This is a genomic window from Microbulbifer hydrolyticus, from assembly GCF_009931115.1.
GTDB lineage: Bacteria > Pseudomonadota > Gammaproteobacteria > Pseudomonadales > Cellvibrionaceae > Microbulbifer > Microbulbifer hydrolyticus.
The window spans coordinates 2,010,971-2,035,958 of sequence record NZ_CP047491.1 but is presented as its reverse complement, the minus strand read 5'-3'; the positions used below and the strand labels follow the sequence as shown (position 1 = coordinate 2,035,958).

The following is a 24,988-nucleotide window of genomic DNA, read 5'->3' as shown; positions in this document are numbered from 1 at the left end:
TTTCACAGATCCAGACAAATCACCAAAGCGTAAGCTTCGATACCTTTATCAGTTGATCTGGAGTGCTAGATGTTTAAGAGAACACCCACAGCCGTTGCTGTCGCCCTCGCCTTATCTTCCTCGGCTGCACTGGCCGACGGTTTTTATGTCAGCGGCACACTCAGCTACAACAATATGGATGACACCATAAATGACGGTGTATTCACTCAGGAATTTATCACTGGACCGGGCACGACCATTCCGGCTGGGGTCGCCCTGCCCGCAGGTACCGATGTCCGCTGGAAAACCGATGTAGACAGCGGCGCCGGTGTGAATCTGGCTCTGGGCTGGCGCGCCGGGCAGATGCGATTCGAAGCGGAATACGCCTATGCCAGCCATGATGTTGACCGGCACTATGGCGTGTCCGCGGCAGGTATCGCTCTCGGTGACGAAGATGCCGGGGTACTGGTCAGCGGAGCGCCGGGCAACCTCGGAATTTCCGTCGCCGACCTGGTAAACGATGGCAGAGGTGACTTCACTGCCGACTACCTGTTCTTCAATGCCTTCTACGACTTTGACGCAGGATGGGCGCTCAACCCCTACCTCGGCGCGGGTATCGGTAATGCCTGGGTCGATGTGGATTACAGCCCGTCCAACGTTTCAATCATCGACGATGACGACAGCGTGCTGGCTTACCAGCTTATGGCTGGCCTGAACTATCAGTGTAATGATCAGCTGGAATATTTCGGTGGTCTGCGCTGGCGTCAAACCGAAGATCTGGAAATCAGCTCCAACCTGCTGCCGGCAAATTTCGAAATCGAAAACGAGAGCTGGATGGCCGAGGTGGGCGTTCGCTGGAGTTTCTGATCTGACCGCGTTCCCTTATGAACGCGTTCCGCACATGTTTTGAGGCCGCCCGCTTCCCCCGGCGATTTAGGCGGCCTTTTTTTTACTTTTGCGACTGGTCGAATGATGGAAGGAGGCTAGTTTTTTTAACAGCCAGTGAAACTCCAACAATGTCGTACCGCACTAGTGAGACGCATCAAGAACGCGATCCCGAAGACTACTACTGCACTCCACGGTCGGCTTTATATACACAATATCTCTAACGAAACGCCATTGATGTGATGCCGGTTCACACACGACATACCCATCACTTCTCAAAAGCTCATCGGCCAAATAATGTGCAACATTTGGAGCAATTGGAATTAACGCAACCCCCACAATGGTCAATCGAGTTAACAGAGCAGCCTGTGCTTTGCTTAAAGTGCGGCCAAACCACCCCTCCTGCACGGTGACGATGGCGAGCGCCATCATACCCAAACCAACACCCAGCAAATAGAAAGCGCCCTTATCAAACATAAGGACATCGTCGGCCCAATGCGCAACAAGCTGATACAGCTCCATGGCGAATACTGCGACAGCTGTAGGAGCACCGATAACAAAAATCAATGGTCCAAAAACGCGGGCCAAAATTGGAGGCCTAACCCGGTGTCCCACTTACAACTCATTCCTTGTCATAAATAAACATTTGTATTGGTCCCTGATTTCGTAACACGCTAGGAATATGACATCACACTCCAATAATACACGCGCGAAACTTGCGTTCCTTGGGCTTCCCGTCCGCCAAGTTTTTCAGCGATTTCTTGACAACCGACCGCTCGACTGCAACGAAGGTAGAGAAGTCGAAAAAGGTTAGCGATGGCGAGTACCATCATGAGCAAGCCAAACCCGAGCAGACAAAATACATGTTTTCCGAACAACAAACTTCGGACAATAAAGCCTCATCTGCCCAATATGGTGATTTTGAAGGCATGCCTACGCCAGTGATGCTCCCTATTAGTACCCACACCTGCCGCCGTCAGATACCCGAAAAACCTACAGATTCGAGATCTCGATCATCATCGCCGTGTACATTTCCAGATTCAGGCGAAATTGATCCACGGTGATGAATTCGTGCTCTGAGTGGCCGGTGTAGGCCTTATCGGGCATTGACGGCCCGAAGCTAACCGCATTCGGCAACAGTTTGGCATTTGTGGATCCACCGATAGATACCGGACCCGCATCTTCAATACCGGTAAAATGGCGAAATACTTGCAGCAGTGGCTCTACATGCGGTGCATTATCCGCGCGATAGGGTTCCCCCAAATGCACACCCAGTTCTGCCAACTGGATACCGCTCTCCTTCTGCCAGTTTTCGATGGCACTGTGGATCTGCTTTTCCAGTAACTCGGCAGTCTTGCCGGTGGGGCGGCGCAGGTTCAGGTGACTTGTCAGCCCCTTGTCGCTGACTTTCACCATGGTGAGAGCGCCAGTCATTGGCCCCATAAAGTCATCGCTATAGGCGATATCACCAAACTGTTCCGCGGTGATGCCCGTGCCAATCAGGCCGTTGATGTAGCGCACCGTGGCGCCGGCAGCGTTAGCCGGCCAATCGTAATCCCCAAGCGCGTCGGCCAGGAAAGCAATCGCATTGATACCGTGTTCCGGCTCGGAGCTGTGGGTGGCCACACCGCGGGCGGTGATTTCCAGCACCCCCTGCTTTTGCGCGAACTCAAACTTCACTTGCGGATGCTTGGCAGCGCGGGCACGGATCCCCTTTCCCAGCTCAGGGGTTGGATTGACGATACTGGCGTGGCCCTCATCCGGCACCTGGCTCCCGAAGTAGCCACCGTGAAACTCACTCAGATAGGGCTTGTTCTTGTCCGTAACCGGGGCGTCAGCAAATGTGGCACGCACTTCACTCCAACCTTTCTCTGCAGTCACCACCGGGTAATCCGCGTCGATGGTGATGTTGTAGGTGGGCATGTCGTAATCTTTCAGGAATATCTTCAGCGGCTCCCAATCAGACTCCTCCGCCAGATAGACAATCAGCTCCACGCGCCGTTTCATCGGCACGCCTTTGTCCTTGATTGCCTTCATCGCATAGAGGGCGGTGGCAATCGGGCCTTTGTCATCCTCGCTCCCACGAGCGATCAGCTTGCCTGGCTCACTGGTTCGATCCAGTTCAAATGGACTCTTCTTCCACTTATCCGGGTTGGCTGGCTGCACATCGCCATGGGTGACAATGCCAATTTTTTCTTTGCCGTCCCCCAGTGCAACAATCACCACGTAACCGTGGTCCTCACACTCCAGTCCCAGAGCGTCAGCCTTGTCGCACAGGGCGCGCTTGAAACCGGTGAACTCAGGGTTCTCTTCCAGTGGCAGGTCTTCCCGTGCGACTGTCTTGAATTGCACCAAATCGGCGAGGGTGTCGGTCATCGCCGCTTCGTATTGCTCCACCGCGTATTCTGCAGTCTTTTGCGCAACGGGTGAGACATCGGCTATCGCGGCCAGCGGGCACACCAATAGCGCAGCCGCAATCCGCGCAACTTGGGATCGGAATTTCACAGGTGACTCCTTAGGTCAGGAAATAAATGAGGCAAGAGGTCTCGGGAGACACGAATTGTACCGAACCCGAGGCGCCAAATCCTGCCGTGCGCGGTACGGCGACGGTCAGCGGCGCCTTACCGCCGGCAGCATCCAGCTAAAACTCTCAGACACCCACAATACGCGCGCGGAACTTGCGGCCTTTGATTTTCCCATCGGCGAGCTTTTTCAGGGCCTTTTTGGCAACCGGACGCTCGACAGCGACAAAGGTGGAGAAGTCGAACAGCTGGATCTTGCCGATCTGCTGGCCGTCGATGCCGCCTTCGCCGGTCAGGGCGCCGACCACGTCGCCGGGGCGGACTTTCTGTTTCTTACCGCCGTCGATCTGCAGGGTAGACATTAGCGGGCGCGTGGGTGCGAACGCTCTGGGCAGTTCCGGTACTTCCTGCAGGGTGATCTTCTGCTGCATCAGCTCTTCCAGCCGCTCCAGCTTGTAGATTTCCTTTTTGCTGACAAGCGACAGGGCCACGCCCTTCTGCCCTGCCCGCCCGGTGCGACCGACCCTGTGCACGTGCACTTCCGGGTCGCGGGAGAGATGGTAATTCACCACCACCGGCAGCTCTTCGATATCCAGCCCCCGTGCGGCCACGTCCGTCGCTACCAAAATGGAAGCACTGCCGTTGGAAAACAGTGCCAGGGTGCAGTCACGATCTTTCTGCTCCATATCCCCGTGCAAGGCCAGCGCGGCGAAACCGGAGCGTTTCAGGGCCTGGGCGGCCTCCTCAGTTTCTTTCTTGGTATTGCAGAACACCAGTGCGGAGGAGGCATCGTAATTGGCCAGCAGCTGGTACAGCGCAGCCGGGCGTGCCTCGTTATTTTCCACCCGGTAGTAGTTCTGCTCGATGGTGCTCTGGGTGTGTGCCGCGGTCACTTCTACCTTTACCGGATCCTGCAGGACACGGGCAGCCAGCGCATCGATGGTCTTTGGGTAGGTGGCGGAGAACAGCAGGGTCTGGCGCTGCCTGGGCAGCTCCGCCAGGATCTGGTCCAGTACCGCCTGGAAGCCCATATCCAGCATGCGGTCGGCCTCGTCCAGTACCAGCGTGTCTACATGGCTCAGGTCGAGGTTGCCCTTGCGCAGGTGGTCCTCGATTCGGCCAGGCGTGCCCACCACGATATGCGCACCGTGCTTGAGGGAGCCAATCTGCGGGCCGAACGGCATACCGCCGCACAGGGTCAGGATCTTGATATTGTGAACGGCCCGCGCCAGCTTGCGCAGCTCCCGTGCCACCTGGTCCGCCAATTCCCGGGTGGGACAGAGCACCAGCGACTGCACGCGGAAGCGGTCCACCCGCAGCTTGTGCAGCAGCCCCAGGCCGAAAGCCACGGTCTTGCCCGAGCCGGTCTTGGCCTGGCCGATCACATCCCTGCCCTCCACGATCGCCGGCAGCGCCGCCGCCTGAATTTCCGTCAGGCGCGTATAGCCGAGGTCCTCCAGGTTCTTCAGGAGGGCCGGCTCTAGTGGCAGGGACTGGAAGTCGCGGGGGTGCTGGGCGTCAGAAGTGGTCACGGTAGGAGCTCGGTTGGAGGAATGGCGGCGTATTGTAGGGAAGCCGAGGCCAGTTTCCTATTGGAAAGGGTAATAGTAGCGAGCAAGAATCAGAGGGCCCGATACATAATGTCGACGGTCTCGCCCTGGTATTCCGTGGTCCTAACGGTCTGCCACCCCAGGCGCTCGTAGTACGCTTTCGTATGCGGTTTAAACAGATACAGGCCCGCAATGGCGTTCGCGCGGCCGTGGGCCAGCAATGTCTCGATCAATTTCCTGCCGATTCCGCCACTGCGAAATTCCGGCCGCACGTAGAAATTGGCGAGCCATGGCCCCCAGGGCTCGTCGATTTCCATGTCCCGGGCAAGGAGGCTGATAGAGCCAACCGGCTCGCCATGTTCCAAGGCGATGAATGTTGTTGGAACCGCGGCCTGTTGCAGACAATTGCGCAACTCAGCCGCGAAATCCTGCTCTGTTTCCTCTGGATAGAGGCTACTCCACTCCTGATAGTGCCAGAACGCCAGCACATCAATGCATTCCGGTACCGCGCGTAAATCTACGATTTCCAACGTTACTACTTCCTATGAGAGGCCCTCAGCGACGGCCACTGTATTCGCTCCAGTTGTCGGGACTGGCCCATTCACAGGGCCAGCCCCAGGAGATTGCCACCACGCACATCCACGACCGCGCCATCGAGTACCGCAAGGCGTACCCCCGTGTCATCACTGAGCAGGAAGGTGGCACTCTGGCGACGCGCAGGCCGCTCACCCGGGGGATTTCCCGGATTCACCACCACTGGCCACCGGGTCTCCTTCACCAGCAATTCAGTGTCACCTACGAAGTAACCGTAGCCATCACGCAGAAGTTCCAGATAGCGCTGGTCCGTCAACTCCAGTGCTTTTTCGAGTTGATAGGGCTTTGCTGGCTGATAGCGCGCGCCGTCGGCATCGAGACTCAGCGCGCCGTACAGGTTGGAGAGATCACCGACATCCACCACCTTGACGGATCCATAGCGATGATTGATCGCGATATCCGTCCGGTAGGCATTATCGCCAGCACCCGCACGCACATTGGCAATTTTCACATCCACAAACGCATCATCGCGGTTCAGGGGAATCTGCTCATAAGCTGCGACAGCGACGGGCTCGTAGCTACGGCTGGTGATACTGTCGATGGCCGTCACCAGCATTTCGACATTCGCACGACGCGCAACCTGGCGGTTGGGGTCATTCGGGTGGGCGCCGGATTCGATCAGAATGGTGCTGATACCCATTTCCGAGAAAGTGTCGCCAAAGGCGCGCCACGCATAGGTGTCATCGTACTTGGCGATATGACCATCGATAGATGGGGCAACTTCCTGAACCAGCAAACCAATCAGCTTCATGGCCCGCGCACGGCTGTCATTGACCTCGCGCGCCTCATTATAGGCCGGGGCCAGCACGGAAATCGTCGCCATCTTGTCGGTGTGGCCAACGCCATAGTGACGATTCTGGTCGTGCAGGTTAAAACCGAAATCCGGCTTGAAGGATTTGGCCAGTGCCATCAGCGCACGCCCTTCCGGCGACTGCAGTGCTTTCGCATCACGGTTCACATCAAAGCTCTGCGCGTTGTGGCGAGTATTGCGTTCGGCCCCGTCCGGATTCAGCATGGGGACCATCATCAGGGTGAGTTCATCCATCCACCCTTCGCGCCACTCGGCCTGCTCTGGTGCGGTGATATAGGCGAGAAGATCGAACAGAGCCGCCGTAGCGGTCGGCTCGTCGCCATGCATCTGCGACCACATCATCACCCGCGTAGCGCCATTGCCAATGCCGACGCTGATAATGGGCCGACCTTCATATGAGTGCGCAATTTCCTCGACACGCAGCAGCTCAGAATTTTGCAGCGCCTGCACTAACGGCAGGATGTCCGCCTGACGAATCGCCGGCTTATCGAGCCCGGGAACCTGGTACTTCAGGTATGCGTCATCGCCATCTGCTGCAAGTAAAAAGGGACTGAAGAGGATAAGGAATACACTCAGCAGCGCGGGAAGTCGTCTTGCCATGGTTCACTCTTATTCGTTATCGGATGTACAGAGGATCTAACGAATAAAATATTCCATGACTAGCGACAAGATTGCAACGAAGAATTCCTCGATGTGCAATCGACAGCACGGAAAATGACAAATTCTCGACAGATCAGTCGGTCAAGTGGCCTGTCTGCAGAGAAACCATTTTTTGAAAGGGCTGCAGCATACCTTTGAAATCAGCCCCCTCTTCCAGTGTTTCCAATGCCATCGCAATGCTTTCAATCGTTGACAGGCTGTTCTCAAGCGAGGAATGGCGGATCTGATAGTTGGAGTGCAGCTCGCCTGCAAAGCTTAGCCGCGGTAACTGCTGCAGCATCGGATGCAGGTGCAGCATTTTCTTGGACTTGCGCCAGGTTGCATCAATCACCACCAGCTGCTCCAGCGCCTCCGCCTGCGCTGTACCGGGCACAATCTGTTCTACTTCCGGCAACCAGCTCAGGGATGGATACAGCAGTGCCGCCCCGGGTTTGAGAAGCGCCGCCAGTTCGGTATCGGGCAGCCGCTCCGCCACCACCAGTTCGCTATTCTTCAGGCACAGGTGCGCCATACGCCCGGTGTTGAACGGATGCCTCTGTTCCAGTGGGTGCTGTATGATCAGCACCTCAATACGATTGGCGATGTGCACCAGTGCGCTGCAATAGCAGACCTTCAGCGGACGTTGGCAGGTTGGGCAGAGTTCGCGCGACATAGTTTGGAAATGCAGTTGGTAAAGAATGGCTGAAGATCAGGATTTCTCGATCGATTCGTGCACCGCGCACTGGCTCTCCGATGCCGAGATGCCGTTGGCGAACAAATTCTACCGCACTCACAAATTTCGCGGTAAAGCGCGGCGCAATGAGCCGTGTATGGTGATCCGCGATGCCCAGCGGCAGATTATCGCCTGCGGCATCCTCAGGCCCCTGACCGACAGCCAGTTACTCGCGGGGGTGGCGGTAGCACCAGACAATCAAGGCCATGGCGTAGCACGCCTGTTACTGAACCACATGGCGGAGAAGTATGGCGAACAGACCTTCACCTTTCCCTACCAGCACCTGATGCCATTGTACGCTTCACTCGGGTTTGTGGAGACAGAACCCGATGCGCTGCCCTCCGCGATCCTTGACCGCTTCCATACCTACCGTAAGCAGGGGCGGGATATTTCAGTGATGCGCTATCAAGGGCAACCCTAATCGATCCCCCCATCTCTCACACCTGCCCGCTCCGCTCAATCACCATTAAATCCATGAATTCATTGACCGGTGTTGCCTCCAGCGCTTTCTGGTCCTTGCACAGCGCGAAAATCGCATCACACCGGTCTGGCTGGAAACGGCTCGCCAGGCTGGTCCGGAACTTATCTTCCAGCAGAGGTATTCCCTCTTCCCGGCGGCGTCGGTGCCCTACCGGATATTCAACTGCGACTTTCTCCGTGGCACTACCGTCTTTGAAAAACACCTGTAGCGCATTGGCGATGGAGCGCTTGGCCGGATCCAGATAGTCCGCCGAGTAACGTGGCTCCTCCACCACTTCCATCTTGTTCCGTAGCTGGTCAATCTCCGGATGCGCCCGATGGAAGCTGTCTTCATAGTACTCCGCCTGCAGCTCGCCCAAAATCAGTGGCACCGCCGTCATGTACTGCAGGCAGTGGTCGCGATCAGCCGGATTGGCCAGTGGGCCCGACTTGGAAATAATGCGGATGGCAGATTCGTGGGTGGTGATTGCGATGCGGTCGATTTGGTCGAGGCGATCTTTTACCTGAGGATGTAGAAGTACCGCGGCCTCGCAGGCGGTCTGGGCATGGAATTCGGCGGGGAACGAGAGCTTGAACAGAATGTTTTCCATCACGTAGCTGCCGTAGCCCTGGGGAAATTGGAACTGACGCTCAGCCTCCGGCTTCAGTTGCTGGTCCGCAACAGTCTTGCTGAACAGTACGTCGTAAAAGCCCCACTGTTTGGCAGTGAGCGCGCCCGGAATACCCATCTCGCCGCGCATGGTGATATCCGCCAGGCGCACACCACGACTGGTGGCATCACCCGCAGCCCAGGATTTGCGCGAGCCGGCGTTGGGCGCATGGCGATAGGTGCGCAACGCACCGCCGTCCACCCAGGCCTGTGACAGCGCCGCCATTACCTGCTCACGGTTACCGCCCTTCAACGTGGTGGCCACGGCGGCCGAGGCAACGCGGACCAGCAGCACATGGTCCAGCCCGACCCGGTTAAAGCTGTTCTCCAGCGCCAGCACACCCTGGATTTCATGGGCACGAATCATGGCGTCCAGCACCTGGCGCATGGTGAAGGGTTTTACTCCATGAGCGACGTGCTTCTGCGAAAGGTAGTCGGTCACCGCTAGAATTGCGCCGAGGTTGTCCGAGGGGTGGCCCCACTCTGCCGCCAGCCAGGTGTCGTTGTAATCCAGCCAGCGCAAGCAGCAGCCGATATCCCACGCAGCCTTGACCGGGTCGAGACGCAAGTCGGTACCCGGCACACGGGCACCGTTCGGCACCACAGTACCGTCGACAATCGGCCCGAGGTGTTTGGTGCATTCGGGGAAGCTTAGCGCCAGTAAGCCACAGCCCAGGGTGTCCATCAGGCAGTTGCGCGCGGTATCGAATGCCTCGGCAGAGGTGATGGGGTATTCCATCACATAATCGGCAATGTCCTGGATGACTTGATCGAAATCAGGGCGGATATTTTTGATGCCAGTATTCTCCATGGGCACTTTCCTTCGATCATTGCGAAACGCTGGTAGAAGGATAGCCATCGGTGCCAGTAGCCTGGCGCCACCCAATAGATGGCGCCCAGGTGGTCCCGACGATATCGCTCGTGACAGGTAGCGCCGGCAACTGTGGCGGAGAGACGCAGAGTCTGCTCTGCTTAACTCAGTAATTTGATTGTTGGAGGTTCCATGGACGCCTTTCCCCACGAGTACAAGGTGGCCGCGAGTGCGGCGAGTGAAGGTGAAATCACACTGACCGCGGAAGGCCTAGAGTCCCTGCCCTCGGCCGCCCCTGCGCAGTTCGATGGCCCCGGGGATCGCTGGTCGCCGGAAGACCTGCTGGTGGCTTCTGTCGCGGACTGTTTCATTCTCACCTTCCGCGCCATTGCCAAATTTTCAAAGCTGGAATGGACCGCCCTTGAATGCAGCGCCACCGGCACCCTCGACAAGGTCGATCGTACAACCTGCTTCACGGCGTTTACCATCAATGCCAAGTTGCAGGTGCCGGACGGTACGGATACAGATAAGGCGCACAAGCTGCTGGAAAAGTCCGAGGCGAGTTGCCTGGTGACCAACTCCCTCAAGTCCACGGTAACGCTGAATGCCGAGGTCACGGTTTCGTGACCCTGTTTTAAACAAAAAGCTGTTTACAGCATTTAACACCGCCCGCAATTACGAGGCCCGTTAAAGCGAGCCTCGTTCCGCCCGTTTCTCCTGTCAGGACTGATGTCAAAACATTCAGCAAAGCACTGCAGGGTGCTCGATCCCGTTGACGGCATATCCATTCTTCCGTGGGAATTTTGAACTAGACTTGGACTGCCCGCAGTCCGGGCCAATCTCACCGGCCGAGGAACGCCCGATGAACAGGATCGCTCAATGACTATCAGCATTGCGAACCGGGCAAGATTGGCTTTTGCAACCGTGGTGCTTCTCGGCCTCCTAGCGTGCTGGCTCTGGTACGCGCAGACCGCCGGCCGCTACGCAACCTACCAAATCCTCACGGAAGATCCGGTATCTGGGCTGATCGCGAGTGCGCCCGTGGAGTTCCACGGCGTGGATGTGGGCAAGGTAACCGAGGTCGAACTCACCGGGCCCCACTCCGTGCGCATTCTGCTGGAGGTGGAGAAAGATGCCCCCATCTCCCGCGCAACCGTGGCCACCATAACCGCCCGCGGGCTCGCGACCCGGGGCTTTACCGGTTATGTGTACATCCTGCTGGAAAACACCGGCACCGGCGAAGGCCCACTTGCAGCGGCGCCCGGCAAACGCTATCCGCAGATACCGAGCGCGCCATCTCGCTCGGTGAACCTGGATACGGCGATCAGCCAGGTCAACCAGAACGTGCAAACACTGAAGCAACTGTTGCACACGCTGCTGGATGACAAAACCATTGCCTCCTTCAAATATTCTGTGGAGAACCTGCAGCAAGTCACCCGCATGCTGGCGGAGAACCAGGAGAAGCTTAGCGCGATCATCGCGAATACCGAACAGGCCAGCGGCCGGCTGGGACCGCTACTGGAATCCAGCAATGAAACCATCAACGCGCTGCAGCAGGTCAGCCACATGCTGGCCGGCAATCAGCAGCGGCTTAACACCATCATCACCAACACCGAACAGGCCAGCGGTCGGCTCGGCCCGCTGCTGGATTCAAGCAGCGACACCGTGAACGCACTCCAGCTACAGGTGCTGCCAGAAGCGTATCGCACCATGATGACCCTAAACAAAGTCAGCCACTCGATGAATCGACTGACGGACAAAATCAACCGCGATCCGTCGATCCTTGTACGCGGTAGCGGTCCCCCGCCACTCGGCCCGGGCGAGACCGAATGATTGGAAACCGCCAAGGGATATTGTCTTACAGCAAGGCCGCTCTACTGTTCGTGTCTGCACTTGCCTCAATACTGGTTTCCGGTTGCACCCTGTTTTCTCCGGTCAAAAACGAAGTTCGGGTGGGCCTAATCGACACGCTACCGCTCGAACTTCCGCAAGCAGAAGGCCGTTCCGCCACACTCCTGCTACTGCCTCCCGCCATCAATCCCGTTTACGACACCATGCGCATGGCCTACACAACCCGGCCACATGAAATTGAGTATTTCAGTCGGCACGAATGGGGCGCATCACCGGCGAACATGCTGCTGCCCCTGCTGGCGCAGACCATGGAGAACACCCAATCCTTCAATACCGTGCTCACGCCACCACACTTCGGTTCCTACCGCTACGCGCTGCGCAGTGAGATCCTCACGCTCACACAGGACTTCACCAGCGTGCCGGCCACATTGGTTTTTTCCCTGCGGGTGCAACTTGTCGACGGGACGTCGAATCGAGTCATCGCCGGTGAAACCCTCTCACTGCGCGAACCCATGCGGGAGGAAACGCCCTACGCCGGTGTCGTGGCGGCGAACATTGCCGTCGCAAACGCACTGCGGCAGGTGGCGGAATTTGTACTTGAGGATGCGCGGTAAGCGCTGGGTTAACGGCGCAGGTCGGGCAATATCTTGCGCAAGGTGTTGTCGCGGGAAAGGAAATGGTGCCTGAGTGCCGCACTGGCATGTACCACAATCAAACCGATGAGTGCATAACTCAGCCACATGTGAATATCGATTAATAGCTGGAAGCGATACTCATTCTGCGCAATTAAATCCGGCAGCCTGAAACCGAAAAAGTACACCGGAATCCCCGCAGCGGAAGACATCAGCCAACCACTGATCGGCAAGGCAAACATCAGGCCGTAAAAACAAAGGTGGACAAACCGTGCCACCACTTTCTGCCAGTCCGGCAATTGTACGATCAGTCGCGGTAGCACATTGCCAACCCGCCATGCGAATCGCGCCGTGGCCAGGAGCAGCGCCAGAATGCCGAATTCCTTGTGATAGAAAATCAGCAGGATTTTTTGCTTGTTGAACCCCACGTCTGGCAAGCCGCTCATGTACAGCCCCAGCACAACAAGCCCAATCAGCAATAGCGCCATAAGCCAGTGCAGCACCATGGCCACGACGCCATACCGCTGATCCGTATTGCGCAGCATTGGCGTCCGTTTCTTACCGGAGCCCGCCGGGATTCCCGGCGCTACTCTGGGATGCTCTCACCCGAGCCACCCATTTCTGCCGGGAAATCCTTCAACTTGGGTACGCCGTCGTGGATACGCAATACGGCTTCCTGATAGTTCACATGCACGCCAGGTTTGTAGGGGAAGGATGGGATCACGGCAGCGTATACATCCGTCAGCCCCATGGTGGGATGTTCCGACAATATGTGGCCTCCGCAGGTTTTGCACCATTTGCGCAGGCTCTGGGGTGACTTGCTGTAAGTCCCGATATTCTCGGCACCCTGGGTGATCTCAACGTCCTCCGGCTTCCACAGGATGAACGCATTTACCGGACCCGCAGACCAGTGTCGACATGACTCGCAATGGCAATAACCCATAGCGGCGGGCTCGCCCTTGACGGTCAATTGAACTGCGCCGCAAAAGCAGCTGCCTTTGTACGTCTTATCATTGCTCATAATGCACCTATTCAGTCAATTGATTAGCCACAATGCTGGAACAGGTTAGTGATATCCGGCCCCTCCTCCATCGACCGGTAACGCACGGCTCACCGAGACTGGAATCTTCCTGTTGCGTCAGGATAGCAAGAATTAACGTATCGACTGTGTTCGGCTCAGCTGCAGTGGTTTCCTCTGGCGAGGTTTGCCCCAACTGTCCTGCCTTATCAGTGCGCCAGTGCCCCGTGCGGCGCACTTTTCGGCACTGTTCTGAGAGACATACCACACAGCCAGCGCAAGATATTCACGCGCTGGATGATTGCGTAGCCGCCGACACAGCCCGCTACCGTTAGCGCCAGCAGAACTATTGCCTCGAAACCGATGGGTAATGCGAAGGGCTTTAGCATCCAGGCAAACACGATAATCAGAGTCTGATGAAGTATGTACCAGGGCAGAATGGCCGGGTTGGTATAGCGCAGCCATGGGCTCGGGCGATTGAGATAAAAGCCGGCAAAACCCACCACACAGAAGATCCACGCCCAGAGATTCAGGGCTATCACGGTGCCGACTATCAAGCGGACTTCCGGATACGCGGCCACATCGGCATCGAGCGTCGGAAAAACCCCGTTGCGGTCAGCAAGAATCAGCAAGTAGCAAACCATCGCCAGGCAGAAGAAAACCCAGCGCCGCTCGATCACGAACTGCCACCAGCGCGGCTGCAGGGCAAACAGGTAACCAAAGACAAACACCAGCAGGTAGCGCCCGTGGTTGTACCAGTCGTCCAGCAGCGCATGGGTGACGGGGAATTTTGTGCGTAACAGCAGCCAAACCAACATCAGCACCAGCACCACCGCTGAGATGGCCGCCACTGGCGGGATCCGCTGAAAACGTTCGCTCTCCGTCAGCCTATGCAGCGGCGCACGTAGTACGATCAACAGCAAACTGTAGACCCACAGGTACGGCAGAAACCAGAGGTGGTTCCAGGTCAGCAGGCCGATGGGGCTGTGGTGCTCGGTCAGCAGGTCAGTGCGCGGGTTGATGTACTGGGCCCAGAACTGGAAGTAGCCCGGCGCGATCAGGTCCTGGCTGAGTGCTTCGATATACACCTGGGGCACCACAATCACGAACATGCCGAACAGCAGCGGCGTGAATAACCGTTGTGTCCGCCGGCGGACCATTGTCAGACCGCTGCGGCCATCGCTTCGACGCTGCACCAGGGCCAGTGCGATTGCTGAAATAAAGAACAACAGCGACATACGCCAGGGCCCGGAGAGTATCATCAGATTCTGCAGCCACTCCGAAGTCTGCGCACTCTTCAGGTGCCAGCCCCAGTCCGCCACATAGTACATGCCCAAGTGGTACAGGATCAGTACCCCGAATGCGAGAGTGCGCAGCCAGTCGATATCATATCGACGCTCTGTGGTTGGTTGTGTCATCATTTTGCTCCGTCAACCAGGTATGTCGCCGCATTCTCGCAAAGCGCCGACTGACGGGGGCTCCCAAAGGCCAACCCGCCTTACCTCGGGGATAAGCGGTGGCATTTGGGGATGAAATTACTGCGAAATCAGGGAATAACGGCGGTATAGGGATGTCAATGAAGTACAGCGATCACGCTAACCAGCAAGCGCTTTCACAGGTCCCACTCTGGATCGAGCGATTCGACCGGCATCGCACCTTGTATCTCTTTCTGGCACTGGCCGTTTATCTGTTTGCCAACAACACCATCAATGCGTCTTCGGTGTGGATGGAGCACAACCGCGACGGCGTGACCGATCTCAACCTGTGGGAACCCTTTGTATGGGAATACACCAGCGCCCTCAGCACGCTGATCCTGTTTCCCTTTCTGGCTTTCGCCTTCAACCGCAATCCACCGCGCCTGACCGGCATGGGCCGGCAATTCCTGTGGCACCTGCTGGCCACCATCTTGTTTTCCGCGGCGCATGTATCACTGATGGTGGCAATGCGTGAGTTCCTGTACGCCCTCGCAGAAGGTAACTACAACTTTGGCCCATGGCTGCGGGAATACTGGTACGAGTACCGCAAGGACGCCTGGGGCTATGTATTTTTCTTCGGTATCTACCACCTCTTGCGGCTCGCTTACAGCCGCATAAAGGGCGAAGCCAGCCTGATTGCGGAGAATGAACCCGCACCAAGCACGGATATCGCACAAAAACCACCCGAGCACTTTCTGGTCAAAAAACTCGACAAGGAGTTTCTGGTGCGCGTGGGGGATATTGAGTGGATCGAGTCTTCCGGTAACTATGTCAATCTGCATAGCCGCGGTCGCATTTACCCGCTGCGGAGTACGTTAAAGGAGATTGCCGAGCGTCTGGCACCAGCCGGTTTCAGCCGTATCCACCGCGGGCTGGTGGTCAACCACAATGTCATTGAGCATATCAGCTTCCAGCCGAGTGGCGACGGCGAAGTTCAGCTGCGTTGTGGCAAACAGCTGAACCTTTCACGGCGCTACCGCGAACCCCTGAAGCAGGCACTGGCCTGAATCGCTCGCTGCATTACGTTGCCCCGGTGTCGAGCGTGCTCAGATCCGCGGAACTCACATCCCCATGTGTACTGGCTGTATTTTTATTTTTACTCGCCTAATTTAACAAAGGCCACGCATAAAATACGTGGCCTTTGTCATTAAACGCAAACAGAAAGCATCAGTCTACAATCGAGGTAGTCACGCTTTCGATATCCTGGTTAAAGATGAAAGGCGCCTTGTAGGCTTTACTTACCGCCCCGCCCTCATCTTCGCCGACACCAACACCGTCATCCAGTGAATACAAGCTGGCAATGGTATTGGGGATGAACTTTTCCCCAACCAGGTTACCGTTCAGGTATAGATAGGCATTACCACCCTTACCCAGACCGGCATTGTTACCTTTACCACCTTTGCCATTTTCATCGTAGCGAAATTTCACCACGATTTCGTTGTCGCCTTGTTTGAGTGGGGATTTACTGGTAATTGGCGTATATTCATAACCCAACCAGTTGTATTCAAAGGTGGGGACACCATTTTTGACGTACAGCGACCAGCCCGCAAAGTTACCACCCTGTGCGATGATCACACCATTGGTGTCTTTTACGTTATCTGTAGATATTTTGGCTGTTAGATCAAATGATTTGTTCTTGATGTTAAGGAAGGAGTTTTCAGGTATTCCCTTGGCGCCTGAGTATAACGTCAAGGTTTTTTTACCAAACATGGCATCCGGACGCCCGGCAATTTCCGCGTTCATACGTTCTAGGGTGCGGTCATCAATCGGGTAAACGTGATTATCAAACGCCTCCTGGTCAAATAATTTCTGCATCTCTTTAAGTTTATCCGGGTACTTGTCTGCCACATTGTTCGCCAGGGAGAAGTCCTTGGTTATATCAAACAGTTCCCATTTATCATCCTGGAGCGTACTGAACTTTTTCGTATCTTCCCAAAGCGGCCAATGAATAACACGAGCGAACCACCCATCTTTATAGATGGCACGATTACCTCCAAGCTCAAAATATTGCACTTTGTGCTTGCTTTCAGCGTTTGGCTGGTTAAATGACGCAACAAAACTCTTGCCCGCCATTGGTATTTGCTTCACCCCATCCACTTCTTTCGGCTCAGGCAGTTTCGCCACATCAAGCACTGTAGGTGCAATATCCACGACGTGTGTCCACTGGTCGCGGATAACGTTCTTATCCTTCTTAATACCGTCGGGCCAGCTAACGGCCATCCCGTTACGCGAACCGCCAAAATCAGATGCCGTGCCTTTCATCCAAACAAATGGAGTATCCCCCGCTATCGCCCAGCCTTTCGCGTAATGACCAAAGCTATCTTCACTGCCCAATTTATCCAGGTTATCCAAAATAAACTTCGGGTCTTCTTCTATGCCATTGTAAAACGCTAACGAGTTAAAGCTGCCATTGCGATTACCTTCGGCACTGGCGCCATTGTCACCCACAATATAGAAGATCAGAGTGTTATCAAATTCACCGGTTTTCTTCAAACTGTCGACGACACGACCAATTTCGTGATCGGTATGCGCCAGATAGCCCGCATATACTTCCATTTGACGGGTAAATATTTTCTTTTCATCGCTGGTTAATGAACTCCAACGAGCAACACCATCCGGCATAGGTGGCAGAATCGTATCCTTGGGGATGACGCCGAGCTTTTTCTGACGTTCAAACACCTCTTTACGAAGCGCGTCCCATCCCATGTCAAACTTGCCTTTATACTTATCGATCCACTCCTTCGGCGCGTGATGAGGTGCATGGGCAGCCCCAGGTGCGAAATAGACAAAAAATGGCCTATCCGCATTGTAACTGTGCTGCAGATTCAACCAGTCAATGGTTTGATTCGCCATATCTGTGGTGAAGTGATAACCCTCGGTACGTGGCGTTTTGATACGCGTTACACCATCCACCAGCACCGGTTGAAATTGATCCGTCTCACCACCAAAAAAACCATAGAACTTCTCAAAACCCACCTGACTTGGCCACAAGGTTTGATCCCCTGCAGGGCCAGTTTGCCACGGCGGAATCTCGTGATTTTTACCAAACATCGCTGTTTTGTAGCCGTTGTAACGCAATATCTTGGGCAGCGCGGCAATGTAGTTCGGTCTCATCCCTGTGTTGCCAGGGAATGCCGTGGCGGTCTCTGCAATAGAGCCCATATTGTTTTGGTGGTGATTTCGCCCTGTTAACAGCGCTGTACGCGTGGCAGAGCATACTGCCGTTGTGTGAAAGCGGTTGTAAACCAAGCCCTGCTCGGCAATGGCGTCGAGGGTTGGCATTTCAACCAAACCACCAAATAACGTGGACTGGCCAAAACCAACATCATCTAATAAGAACACTATGACGTTGGGTGCGCCTTCCGGCGGTTTTAACGCCTTATAGGGCTCAGGAGGTTCAACATTTCTGACATCCAGTTCTGTGTACCCTTTCGGCTCGACATCCGGGATCGGTAACTGGGTGCGGTCTACCGTACTATCCGCAAGGCAGCGCGTGGCAATCAGCGCAAACATGCCCGTGGCGAGCGTTGCCGTCTTGATGAAATTCATCGTTATATACCCCATGACGAATGAAAAAGCACAGTAAAAAGTACTCTTCAAAATAGGCCATCACTCAGGAAGCAATGTCATATTGTGTGCCTATCGTGCTTTTTTACGCTCATGGGAAAAGCTGTGCGCCATGGCATCACGGCAAGACTTCTATCGTGCCGATGTTGAGCCCGCCACGCCGAACAGCCCATGCAGGCAGCAGTGTTCATCGGCCAGCCGAGCCGGCCTGCCACACGGGCTCAGATCCGCGGCAGCCACATGCCCATGGTAGCGGCAAAGATGCCAATGGCCATAAACACCGTCAACGGCACCAGCGTACTGACAAAGGCAAGCTGTGCCCCCTGCCCTGCTTCGCGCGTTTGACAATGGAAATACCATTCCAGCATGGCCAGGGGGATCAGATATTGTCCAACCCCGAGGGCGGAAAGGAAGGGACCAGTGAAGGACTCCCAGTCGATGCCCCATCCGCCGGTCAGTGTCGCCCAGCCCATCAGGGCCACGCGGAAGAACCACACCGCACTCGCAACCAGGAACAGGCGCAGTGCCCAGCGGCGGTGCTCGACAAAACGGCCGGCCATCGCATTGCGCAGCGCAAGAAACGCAAACAGGAGAATCAATACACCGTCGATGGAGATGGTGATCTGGGCAACCACGTCGCCTAAGCTATGGCGCGTCCAAATCATATACAGCCCGCCAACGCTGCTGATGACAGCAGCCAGCAAATAGCTGCGCCCCAGCCAGCGATGGAACCCGGATGCGTATCGGCGCACGGCAGGTATTAACTGCAGGGGGCCGCCACCGATCACGATTGCGGCCAACAGCACATGAAACACCGCCGCCAGATTGCCCAGTGTATCGCCCTCGCGGAAGCCAGCTGGCAGATGCTCGAGCCCTTGCAGGCCCTGCAGCCCGGACTGTGCAATGGGCGGATAAAATACGGCAAGAATGTATGCAAGGAATATCGCGTGGCCGATCGCCGCGATGCCAAACCAGGTGGTTACTGCCAGTCTGACAGCGCGCCTTGTATCGAAGGAGCGGAGCAGCGTCGGGCTGAGTACAGCGTCGTTCATCGTTTTTCTCCAGGCGTTGATAGAGGAGCGGGACCCCACACCGTACTTTTCCATGGCGCGGTCTTCGCGGTTTTGGGCTGAATGTGCCTGCCGGGCATAGTCAGCTTTTTGCTTCCTCTCCACATCGGCCGCAGGCAGGAATCTGGTCTCCCCCAAAAGGAGGAGATGGCCCGCTTGCCTCTCCCCCGTAAGACTCATGACAGCCGACCGAGCCTGGTTTAGCATGCGGGAATGAAATCGCCATTCCCCAGCAAACAGGCAACGAATACTCCCGATGCCGGCCCCGAATTACCCAAGCTTCCGGCGTGGCAGCCGATCCGCGGCCCATTCGAACGCTGGCCGCAACTGACTGACCTGCTGATTGCCCTGTTCGCTTTTTTCCTGACACTGCTGATGTGGTCGCGCGCAGGCCCGCACCAGATCCTAGCGCTGGAAAGCCTGTGGGATGTCGCCGCTTTCCAGTGCGCCTTCATTGGCTGTTTCGCCCTGCTGTGGCGCCGCACCCACCCCTGGCAGGTGCACGCCGTTGTTCTCGCAGCGACGGTGCTGCTGGAAATGGGACTGCCGGCCGAAGGCATCGTTGCCATGGCGTTTTCGCTCTACTGCCTTGGCCGCTACGAGGCCAATACTCGGGCCAGCTGGATTGCACTCGTCGCAACGCTGGCTTTCGTGGTGTTTGACGAGAAAGTTCTGGTCAAGCCCACAGCTGGGGGAACCGTTGCGGTGATACTGGCGTGGGCACTGTGGTACATCGGGCGGCGGTTGCGTTTTCGCAGCGAATACCTGCGGTTGATGGAAGAGAGAGCCGGGTATCTGGAACGCGAGCGCAATGCCGAGTCCGAGCGCGCCGTGGCCGCCGAGCGCACGCGAATCGCACGCGAGATGCACGATGTGGTGGCGCATCAGGTCAGCCTGATGACGGTGCAGGCTGGCGCCGCCAGAACCATCAGCCGCAGTAATCCCGAGGCAGCCAGTGAGGCGATGGCTGCGGTGGAGGCCGCTGGTCGCCACGCTTTGTCAGAGATGCGGCATTTGCTGGGCGTGCTGCGCCCGGCCAGTGACAATAACAGTGACAGTGAAAAGGCCACGCTCACACCACAACCGGACTTAAATGACCTCCCCGCACTGATTGAGAAAGTCCGGCGGGTGGTCAACAAGGTGGACTATGAAACCCGAGGCGCTCTCGGCGATGTACCCGCCCGGGTCGCCCTCGCCGTCTATCGCATCGTTCAGGAATCGTTGACCAACGTCATCAAACACGTCGGTGCCCAGACCAGCGTGAACGTCAGCGTGCGTGTAGAACCCGGGTTTATTGCTGTTTGTGTGCGTGATGACGGGCTTGGCGCGGGTGAACAATCCATTGGAGAGAAACCCATTGGAGAGCAACCCAGCGGTGGACATGGCATCGCGGGCATGCGCGAACGTGTGGAACTGCTCGGTGGCCAGTTGCACACCGGTGTAATCGAAGGCGGTGGCTTTGAAGTGACGGCACAGCTGCCCACTGTGAACAAGGGAAGATGATGTTACGTGTAATGGTGGTCGATGATCAGGCACTGGTGCGTCGCGGTTTTGCGCTGATACTGGATAATGAGCCCGATATGGAAGTGGTGGCAGAGGCCGGCACCGGTGTCGAGGCCATTGAGAAAGCGCGCGAGCAGCAACCGGACATCATCCTGATGGATATCCGTATGCCGGAGATGGACGGACTGGAAGCCACAGCGAACATTTTAAAAACCGGTGAATCAACCTGCCGGGTGATCATTCTCACCACCTTCGATCCCGACGAATATGTGTTTCGTGCGTTACAGGCCGGGGCCAGTGGTTTTGTGCTGAAGGATATACCGCCGGAATCACTGGTGGAGGCGGTGCGCACCGTTGCAGATGGTGGTGCCATGCTTGCACCGGGCATCACCCGACGTCTGATCAGCCAATTCGCGCAAAAAATGGGGGCAGGACGCAACCTGAGCGAACGCCTGGAACGGTTGACCGGACGTGAGCTTGAAGTGCTGGGGGCAATTGCCCATGGCAAGAGCAATGCCGAGATCGCCGAAGCCCTGTTTATTGGTGCAGCCACAGTGAAAACCCATGTTTCCAGTTTGCTGTCCAAGCTGGGGCTGCGCGACCGGGCCCAGGCCGTGGTCTTCGCCTACGAATGCGGACTGGCCACTGCCGGAGGGCGCAATGTCGGTTTCTAGCACTACAGGGGATGTGCAGCGCAATAATCTATACAACGTCGCCGCAGTTGGTGCTGTGCTTCTTGCAGCTCTGCTCATCCTCGGCGCCCACGGCCATTTTGTCGCTGTTTGGGCGCAGATCATGGACGGTGATGCTGCCATGCAGCGTCGCCTGCTGTTGATGCTACCCGGGGCGATGCTCGCCGGCACCGCCGTATTAAATATTTTTCTCAGCAAGTCGCTCTGGCAAGAACGCGGCTACGCACTCAGCATCACCCTGACAGCCAATCTGGTTGCCATGACCTATCTGGTATACCTGCTTGTACGCGGTGTAGCTGACCACCCCATCGGCGTTTTTTTAACACTGGAAATGTCGCTTGTCATACTGCTGGCGGGTATACGGGCAGGCCTGGTCTGGCCCGCGGAATCCGTCCCCGCTCATGCCAAACCGAACTAGAGCCCAAAATTCATTCCGGTTTTTTTGCCGGTACCACCACACAATCTCAACCATGCGCCAGCGCGTAATCAATCGCGGCACACACCGCTACAGCCTGTGCCCGGTTGCACTGCTCGGGCTTGGCACGGGGGCTGTCGGGGTAGACTTCCGTTGTGGTCTTGTACTTGGCACTGGTAACGCTGGCACACAGGCCGAGCTTTTTAAGCGGATACTCGATCACACCGCGCGCAACCACGGTTGAGCCGATGATCTCGTTGTTGTCATCGGCCGGGGCGATGTGGGTGACCTTCTCTACCGCAGCGATCACCGCCTGCTGGAACTCGGGCTGCGGGTTCTCACTGTCGTCCACCAGATAGAAGCCGTCGGGAATGCCACCCGGGGTGAACGGCTTGCCATCGCGGGCCGCGAGTGCGGGGCGGAATTCGGTTTCGTCGGTATCCGTGGTCTCGTGCAAGTCGATATGCATCAATACACGATCGCGCACCGGCGCCACCAGCCGCATCAGCGCCGCGGATTCCCCGGCCGGGCTGTCTTCATAGAATGAGCGATTCGGGTCGATCGCATTCGGGTTCCAGCGATGGATACGCTCGTAAGCCCAGGGACTGACACAGGGCGCCACCAGCAGGTTCACGCGGCCGGCGTAATCCGCAGCATACTGATCCACGAACTGCAGCGCACCGTGCACGCCACTGGTCTCGTAACCGTGTACCCCACCGGTGACCAGTACCACCGGCAGCTCATCATTCCAGTCACGGCTGCGGATCGCCAACAGCGGAAAGCTTTCGTCGCCGTATTCCAGACAGCCATACTCTTCCACGTCGAAGCGCGCGCGCAGTTTCTCGATTGCGCTCAACACCTCCGCCTCGTAACTGCGGTGACGGATCTGACGGGACAGCCACTCGGCGCGTTCCGTGTCGCCCCAGGGAGCGCCGGGGGTACCGATTGGATAGGTTGCGGGGTCCGAGTTCATAGTGCTGCTTCTCCAGTCATCATCGAGGCAGGCATTTTAGCACCGGCAGGCTGGCTTAAAGCGAATAGTCTGCTGTACTTGCGAAAGCCACTGCGGTGCATGGCACCTGCACTCCCGTTTTTTCTACCCCAACCTACTGGAGGTAAACCATGCCTGATCGCCCTGTACTTTTTGTCCTGACCGGTCACGACAAGCTCGGGGATACCGGAGACAAAACAGGCTTTCACCTATCCGAGGCCGCACACCCTTGGCGCGTCCTGCGCGAGGCTGGCCTTCACGTGGACTTCGCCACCCCCGAGGGGGGAAAGGCTCCGATCGATCCCGGTAGCAAGGATTTGGACGACTCGGTGAACCGGGAGTTCGTTGAGAATGAAGATGTCAATGCCAAGCTGAAAGCAACCTCGGCACTCAGGGAGCTTGACCTGTCAGGCTATGACGCCATTTATTTTCCCGGTGGTCATGGAACCATGTGGGACTTACCGGACCATGCCGATGTACAGGCAGCGGTGCGGGAAATGTACGAAGCCGGCAAGGTCGTAGCTGCTGTGTGCCACGGTCCAGCCGCCTTCGTCAACGTCAAACTCAGTGATGGAAGCTGGTTTGTGGACGGCAAGAAACTCTCCGTTTTTACCGATGAAGAGGAGCGTGCGGTGGAAAAGGACGATGTGGTCCCCTTCCTTCTCGCCTCCAAGCTCAAGGAGCGCGGAGCGATCCACGAAAAGGCCGATAATTTTATGAAGTCCGTCACCGTAGATGGACGCCTGGTTACCGGCCAGAACCCCCCTTCGGCGCGCGGCGTTGGGGAGGCGATTCGCGACCAGCTGAAGGCCGATTAATTGGGGAGCCTGACTTATCAGGCCAATGCTCATTCGCTCGCTCTAAATAGTCCAAGCTGCCCATCCACCAGGCTGTCAAAATCCAGTTATATAAAGGGCCATATTGCATCGGCTTGAACTGCTGGTCGATATAGTGCTTGTATTCCGTCGGGGACTGATATTCCTCACTTATGAAGCCTTTATAAAAAAAGTGTGCCAGAGTCGAATTAATCTACGTTGAGAGCGCCAGATATCGTTGATATATTCACCATCGAAAAAGTATTTGGGGAATTTGATGTCAACGCTAAAGCAAGGATTGCTTTTGGATCCTAAAGTCACACAAAAGGTCTTTTCCGGAATAGAGCGAGGCGCACTGAATAAAGTAAATGCCCTCGTAATACACCAGACGGGAGCCAATACGGCACAACAGACTTTCAACTCATATGCCAAAGGCGGGCATGGAGCACACTTTCTAATCGATAAGAAAGGAGCAATTTACCAGACCGCAAGAGTTACCCAGAAGGCCTACCATGTCGGCAAGATAAAATCTAAATGTTACGAAACTAAATCTTGCACGAAATTACAGCTTCAATCTGCGATTCAGCTGTTATTCCAAAAAGGAGTGCCGTACTCCTCAAGAGTCAGCAGCCTACACCGTCATGAAAAAGCGAAGCCATATCCGGATCGATTCCCATTAAATAGCGATTCTTTAGGAATTGAAATTGTCGGATCGTATGACACACTAAAAAAGCAATACGAAGCAATTTCTCCGCTCCAGAACTCATCTCTCAAATGGCTTATTAATGAACTCTACACACATTTCAATATAACAAGTGCCGACGTCTACAGACACCCTGAAGTGTCATACAAAATGGCCAGCGAAGCGAGTAGTGCCACATGGTAAAAAAATACAGTTTTCGTTTATTGGTTATCATCTCGATGGCGCTAATTATTAGCTGCACGCAGTCTAATGATTCAAACGAGATAGAGATAACTGAAGTCACTGGCTCGGGAACAGACAACAACAGTAAAGAGTTTTGTTCAGACTTCACTGTTTCTCAAGAAGCGGCTGCAGAATTCTTCAAGCGCGCAAAACCAATATCGTTCAAGCAACTACACGATGAATACGACTACCTCCCCTGCTATTCCAATGGAACAGCGCGTATTGGCAGTCAGAGCTGTACGTGGGAGATAAGGGCTGGGAACACCGCGGAGCTGCGCTGCGGCACTAAGGTTAAGTACTTTGCGTGTAACGACTGCCTGAATCTACAATAAAAACGCGGCCAATGCCGCACTTTTACATTTTTCATCTGGATGTCCTATT

At 56.1% G+C, this 24,988-nt stretch carries 25 protein-coding genes; 12 read left to right on the top strand and 13 right to left on the bottom strand.

The features are described from left to right. Positions 1–69 precede the first annotated feature (69 nt). Entirely contained in the window at positions 70–846 is a 777-nt protein-coding gene (locus GTQ55_RS08575; protein WP_161858357.1) for an outer membrane protein, read from the top strand. Positions 847–1,008: 162 nt separating this feature from the next. Here GTQ55_RS08575 and GTQ55_RS08570 read toward each other — a convergent pair whose 3' ends face one another. From GTQ55_RS08570 to GTQ55_RS08545, 6 genes are all read right to left on the bottom strand, one after another. Next, complete coding sequence (locus GTQ55_RS08570) at positions 1,009–1,386, bottom strand: hypothetical protein (RefSeq protein WP_161858356.1); 378 nt, start codon at positions 1,384–1,386, stop codon at positions 1,009–1,011. 471 nt (positions 1,387–1,857) lie between these two features. Continuing rightward, on the bottom strand, positions 1,858–3,369 hold the full coding sequence (locus GTQ55_RS08565) for a dipeptidase (protein ID WP_161858355.1): 1,512 nt from the start codon (positions 3,367–3,369) through the stop codon (positions 1,858–1,860). A 145-nt stretch (positions 3,370–3,514) separates the two neighbouring features. Continuing rightward, on the bottom strand, positions 3,515–4,918 hold the full coding sequence (gene dbpA / locus GTQ55_RS08560; protein WP_237567892.1) for an ATP-dependent RNA helicase DbpA: 1,404 nt from the start codon (positions 4,916–4,918) through the stop codon (positions 3,515–3,517). 89 nt (positions 4,919–5,007) lie between these two features. Next, positions 5,008–5,466 carry a GNAT family N-acetyltransferase gene (locus GTQ55_RS08555; RefSeq protein WP_161858354.1) on the bottom strand — a complete coding sequence of 153 codons (459 nt, stop codon included), beginning with the start codon at positions 5,464–5,466 and terminating at the stop codon, positions 5,008–5,010. 71 nt (positions 5,467–5,537) lie between these two features. Next, entirely contained in the window at positions 5,538–6,941 is a 1,404-nt protein-coding gene (locus tag GTQ55_RS08550) for a M14 family metallopeptidase (RefSeq protein WP_161858353.1), read from the bottom strand. A gap of 133 nt (positions 6,942–7,074) precedes the next feature. Continuing rightward, the gene (locus tag GTQ55_RS08545; protein WP_161858352.1) at positions 7,075–7,653 is read right to left on the bottom strand and encodes a tRNA-uridine aminocarboxypropyltransferase; all 579 of its coding nucleotides are present in this window, start codon (positions 7,651–7,653) and stop codon (positions 7,075–7,077) included. A gap of 25 nt (positions 7,654–7,678) precedes the next feature. Here GTQ55_RS08545 and GTQ55_RS08540 point away from each other — a divergent pair, with 25 nt between their 5' ends. Beyond that, a complete protein-coding gene (locus tag GTQ55_RS08540) occupies positions 7,679–8,134 on the top strand; it encodes a GNAT family N-acetyltransferase (RefSeq protein WP_161858351.1) in 456 nt (151 codons plus the stop codon). Positions 8,135–8,150: 16 nt separating this feature from the next. Here GTQ55_RS08540 and GTQ55_RS08535 read toward each other — a convergent pair whose 3' ends face one another. Next, positions 8,151–9,653 (bottom strand): bifunctional 2-methylcitrate dehydratase/aconitate hydratase, encoded by a 1,503-nt coding sequence (locus GTQ55_RS08535; RefSeq protein WP_161858350.1) that lies wholly within the window; start codon positions 9,651–9,653, stop codon positions 8,151–8,153. Between the two features lie 192 nt (positions 9,654–9,845). On the opposite strand from GTQ55_RS08535, the gene GTQ55_RS08530 reads away from it, so the two are divergent. The 3 genes from GTQ55_RS08530 to GTQ55_RS08520 all read left to right on the top strand — a co-directional run bounded on the left by GTQ55_RS08530 (position 9,846) and on the right by GTQ55_RS08520 (position 12,118). Then, complete coding sequence (locus GTQ55_RS08530; RefSeq protein ID WP_161858349.1) at positions 9,846–10,280, top strand: OsmC family protein; 435 nt, start codon at positions 9,846–9,848, stop codon at positions 10,278–10,280. A 252-nt stretch (positions 10,281–10,532) separates the two neighbouring features. Then, positions 10,533–11,486, top strand: a complete 954-nt coding sequence (locus tag GTQ55_RS08525) for an MlaD family protein (RefSeq protein WP_161858348.1) — start codon at positions 10,533–10,535, stop codon at positions 11,484–11,486. Next, a complete protein-coding gene (locus GTQ55_RS08520; protein ID WP_202620676.1) occupies positions 11,483–12,118 on the top strand; it encodes an ABC-type transport auxiliary lipoprotein family protein in 636 nt (211 codons plus the stop codon). Before GTQ55_RS08525 ends, GTQ55_RS08520 begins: the two co-directional genes overlap by 4 nt. An 8-nt stretch (positions 12,119–12,126) precedes the next feature. On the opposite strand, the gene GTQ55_RS08515 is transcribed toward GTQ55_RS08520, so the two are convergent. The 3 genes from GTQ55_RS08515 to GTQ55_RS08505 form a co-directional block, all read right to left on the bottom strand. Then, entirely contained in the window at positions 12,127–12,681 is a 555-nt protein-coding gene (locus GTQ55_RS08515) for a cytochrome b (RefSeq protein ID WP_161858347.1), read from the bottom strand. 41 nt (positions 12,682–12,722) lie between these two features. Further along, a complete protein-coding gene (locus GTQ55_RS08510; RefSeq protein WP_161858346.1) occupies positions 12,723–13,157 on the bottom strand; it encodes a GFA family protein in 435 nt (144 codons plus the stop codon). A gap of 206 nt (positions 13,158–13,363) precedes the next feature. Beyond that, on the bottom strand, positions 13,364–14,575 hold the full coding sequence (locus GTQ55_RS08505; RefSeq protein ID WP_202620675.1) for an acyltransferase family protein: 1,212 nt from the start codon (positions 14,573–14,575) through the stop codon (positions 13,364–13,366). 155 nt (positions 14,576–14,730) lie between these two features. Between GTQ55_RS08505 and GTQ55_RS08500 the strand changes: the two genes are divergently transcribed. Continuing rightward, the gene (locus GTQ55_RS08500) at positions 14,731–15,636 is read left to right on the top strand and encodes a LytR/AlgR family response regulator transcription factor (RefSeq protein ID WP_161858345.1); all 906 of its coding nucleotides are present in this window, start codon (positions 14,731–14,733) and stop codon (positions 15,634–15,636) included. A gap of 160 nt (positions 15,637–15,796) precedes the next feature. Here GTQ55_RS08500 and GTQ55_RS08495 read toward each other — a convergent pair whose 3' ends face one another. Both GTQ55_RS08495 and GTQ55_RS08490 read right to left on the bottom strand, forming a co-directional pair. Further along, the gene (locus GTQ55_RS08495) at positions 15,797–18,178 is read right to left on the bottom strand and encodes an arylsulfatase (RefSeq protein WP_202620674.1); all 2,382 of its coding nucleotides are present in this window, start codon (positions 18,176–18,178) and stop codon (positions 15,797–15,799) included. Positions 18,179–18,417: 239 nt separating this feature from the next. Beyond that, positions 18,418–19,302 carry a DUF2306 domain-containing protein gene (locus tag GTQ55_RS08490; protein WP_237567891.1) on the bottom strand — a complete coding sequence of 295 codons (885 nt, stop codon included), beginning with the start codon at positions 19,300–19,302 and terminating at the stop codon, positions 18,418–18,420. A 177-nt stretch (positions 19,303–19,479) separates the two neighbouring features. Between GTQ55_RS08490 and GTQ55_RS08485 the strand changes: the two genes are divergently transcribed. Genes GTQ55_RS08485 through GTQ55_RS08475 form a run of 3 tightly spaced genes read left to right on the top strand, consistent with a single transcriptional unit; the run spans position 19,480 to position 21,879 of the window. Next, positions 19,480–20,769 (top strand): sensor histidine kinase, encoded by a 1,290-nt coding sequence (locus GTQ55_RS08485; protein WP_161858344.1) that lies wholly within the window; start codon positions 19,480–19,482, stop codon positions 20,767–20,769. Further along, positions 20,766–21,443 carry a response regulator gene (locus tag GTQ55_RS08480; protein WP_161858343.1) on the top strand — a complete coding sequence of 226 codons (678 nt, stop codon included), beginning with the start codon at positions 20,766–20,768 and terminating at the stop codon, positions 21,441–21,443. Before GTQ55_RS08485 ends, GTQ55_RS08480 begins: the two co-directional genes overlap by 4 nt. After that, a complete protein-coding gene (locus GTQ55_RS08475; protein WP_161858342.1) occupies positions 21,430–21,879 on the top strand; it encodes a hypothetical protein in 450 nt (149 codons plus the stop codon). The genes GTQ55_RS08480 and GTQ55_RS08475 overlap by 14 nt, the downstream gene beginning before the upstream one ends. A 46-nt stretch (positions 21,880–21,925) precedes the next feature. Here GTQ55_RS08475 and GTQ55_RS08470 read toward each other — a convergent pair whose 3' ends face one another. After that, entirely contained in the window at positions 21,926–22,849 is a 924-nt protein-coding gene (locus GTQ55_RS08470) for a M14 family metallopeptidase (protein ID WP_161858341.1), read from the bottom strand. Positions 22,850–22,998: 149 nt separating this feature from the next. On the opposite strand from GTQ55_RS08470, the gene GTQ55_RS08465 reads away from it, so the two are divergent. The 3 genes from GTQ55_RS08465 to GTQ55_RS08455 all read left to right on the top strand — a co-directional run bounded on the left by GTQ55_RS08465 (position 22,999) and on the right by GTQ55_RS08455 (position 24,939). Continuing rightward, positions 22,999–23,685, top strand: a complete 687-nt coding sequence (locus GTQ55_RS08465; protein WP_161858340.1) for a type 1 glutamine amidotransferase domain-containing protein — start codon at positions 22,999–23,001, stop codon at positions 23,683–23,685. 274 nt (positions 23,686–23,959) lie between these two features. Then, a complete protein-coding gene (locus tag GTQ55_RS08460) occupies positions 23,960–24,568 on the top strand; it encodes a peptidoglycan recognition protein family protein (protein ID WP_161858339.1) in 609 nt (202 codons plus the stop codon). Next, complete coding sequence (locus GTQ55_RS08455) at positions 24,562–24,939, top strand: hypothetical protein (protein WP_161858338.1); 378 nt, start codon at positions 24,562–24,564, stop codon at positions 24,937–24,939. The genes GTQ55_RS08460 and GTQ55_RS08455 overlap by 7 nt, the downstream gene beginning before the upstream one ends. The last annotated feature ends 49 nt before the right edge of the window (positions 24,940–24,988 follow it).

What these genes read in the sequence shown, in the direction of transcription:
- GTQ55_RS08575 (WP_161858357.1), top strand. Translation starts at nt 70, where the DNA reads ATGTTTAAGAGAACACCCACAGCCGTTGCTGTCGCCCTCGCCTTATCT.
- GTQ55_RS08570 (WP_161858356.1), bottom strand. Translation starts at nt 1,386, where the DNA reads ATGGAGCTGTATCAGCTTGTTGCGCATTGGGCCGACGATGTCCTTATG.
- GTQ55_RS08550 (WP_161858353.1), bottom strand. Translation starts at nt 6,941, where the DNA reads ATGGCAAGACGACTTCCCGCGCTGCTGAGTGTATTCCTTATCCTCTTC.
- GTQ55_RS08545 (WP_161858352.1), bottom strand. Translation starts at nt 7,653, where the DNA reads ATGTCGCGCGAACTCTGCCCAACCTGCCAACGTCCGCTGAAGGTCTGC.
- GTQ55_RS08540 (WP_161858351.1), top strand. Translation starts at nt 7,679, where the DNA reads ATGGCTGAAGATCAGGATTTCTCGATCGATTCGTGCACCGCGCACTGG.
- GTQ55_RS08535 (WP_161858350.1), bottom strand. Translation starts at nt 9,653, where the DNA reads ATGGAGAATACTGGCATCAAAAATATCCGCCCTGATTTCGATCAAGTC.
- GTQ55_RS08530 (WP_161858349.1), top strand. Translation starts at nt 9,846, where the DNA reads ATGGACGCCTTTCCCCACGAGTACAAGGTGGCCGCGAGTGCGGCGAGT.
- GTQ55_RS08525 (WP_161858348.1), top strand. Translation starts at nt 10,533, where the DNA reads ATGACTATCAGCATTGCGAACCGGGCAAGATTGGCTTTTGCAACCGTG.
- GTQ55_RS08520 (WP_202620676.1), top strand. Translation starts at nt 11,483, where the DNA reads ATGATTGGAAACCGCCAAGGGATATTGTCTTACAGCAAGGCCGCTCTA.
- GTQ55_RS08515 (WP_161858347.1), bottom strand. Translation starts at nt 12,681, where the DNA reads ATGCTGCGCAATACGGATCAGCGGTATGGCGTCGTGGCCATGGTGCTG.
- GTQ55_RS08510 (WP_161858346.1), bottom strand. Translation starts at nt 13,157, where the DNA reads ATGAGCAATGATAAGACGTACAAAGGCAGCTGCTTTTGCGGCGCAGTT.
- GTQ55_RS08505 (WP_202620675.1), bottom strand. Translation starts at nt 14,575, where the DNA reads ATGATGACACAACCAACCACAGAGCGTCGATATGATATCGACTGGCTG.
- GTQ55_RS08500 (WP_161858345.1), top strand. Translation starts at nt 14,731, where the DNA reads ATGAAGTACAGCGATCACGCTAACCAGCAAGCGCTTTCACAGGTCCCA.
- GTQ55_RS08495 (WP_202620674.1), bottom strand. Translation starts at nt 18,178, where the DNA reads ATGAATTTCATCAAGACGGCAACGCTCGCCACGGGCATGTTTGCGCTG.
- GTQ55_RS08490 (WP_237567891.1), bottom strand. Translation starts at nt 19,302, where the DNA reads ATGGAAAAGTACGGTGTGGGGTCCCGCTCCTCTATCAACGCCTGGAGA.
- GTQ55_RS08485 (WP_161858344.1), top strand. Translation starts at nt 19,480, where the DNA reads ATGAAATCGCCATTCCCCAGCAAACAGGCAACGAATACTCCCGATGCC.
- GTQ55_RS08480 (WP_161858343.1), top strand. Translation starts at nt 20,766, where the DNA reads ATGATGTTACGTGTAATGGTGGTCGATGATCAGGCACTGGTGCGTCGC.
- GTQ55_RS08475 (WP_161858342.1), top strand. Translation starts at nt 21,430, where the DNA reads ATGTCGGTTTCTAGCACTACAGGGGATGTGCAGCGCAATAATCTATAC.
- GTQ55_RS08470 (WP_161858341.1), bottom strand. Translation starts at nt 22,849, where the DNA reads ATGAACTCGGACCCCGCAACCTATCCAATCGGTACCCCCGGCGCTCCC.
- GTQ55_RS08465 (WP_161858340.1), top strand. Translation starts at nt 22,999, where the DNA reads ATGCCTGATCGCCCTGTACTTTTTGTCCTGACCGGTCACGACAAGCTC.
- GTQ55_RS08460 (WP_161858339.1), top strand. Translation starts at nt 23,960, where the DNA reads ATGTCAACGCTAAAGCAAGGATTGCTTTTGGATCCTAAAGTCACACAA.
- GTQ55_RS08455 (WP_161858338.1), top strand. Translation starts at nt 24,562, where the DNA reads ATGGTAAAAAAATACAGTTTTCGTTTATTGGTTATCATCTCGATGGCG.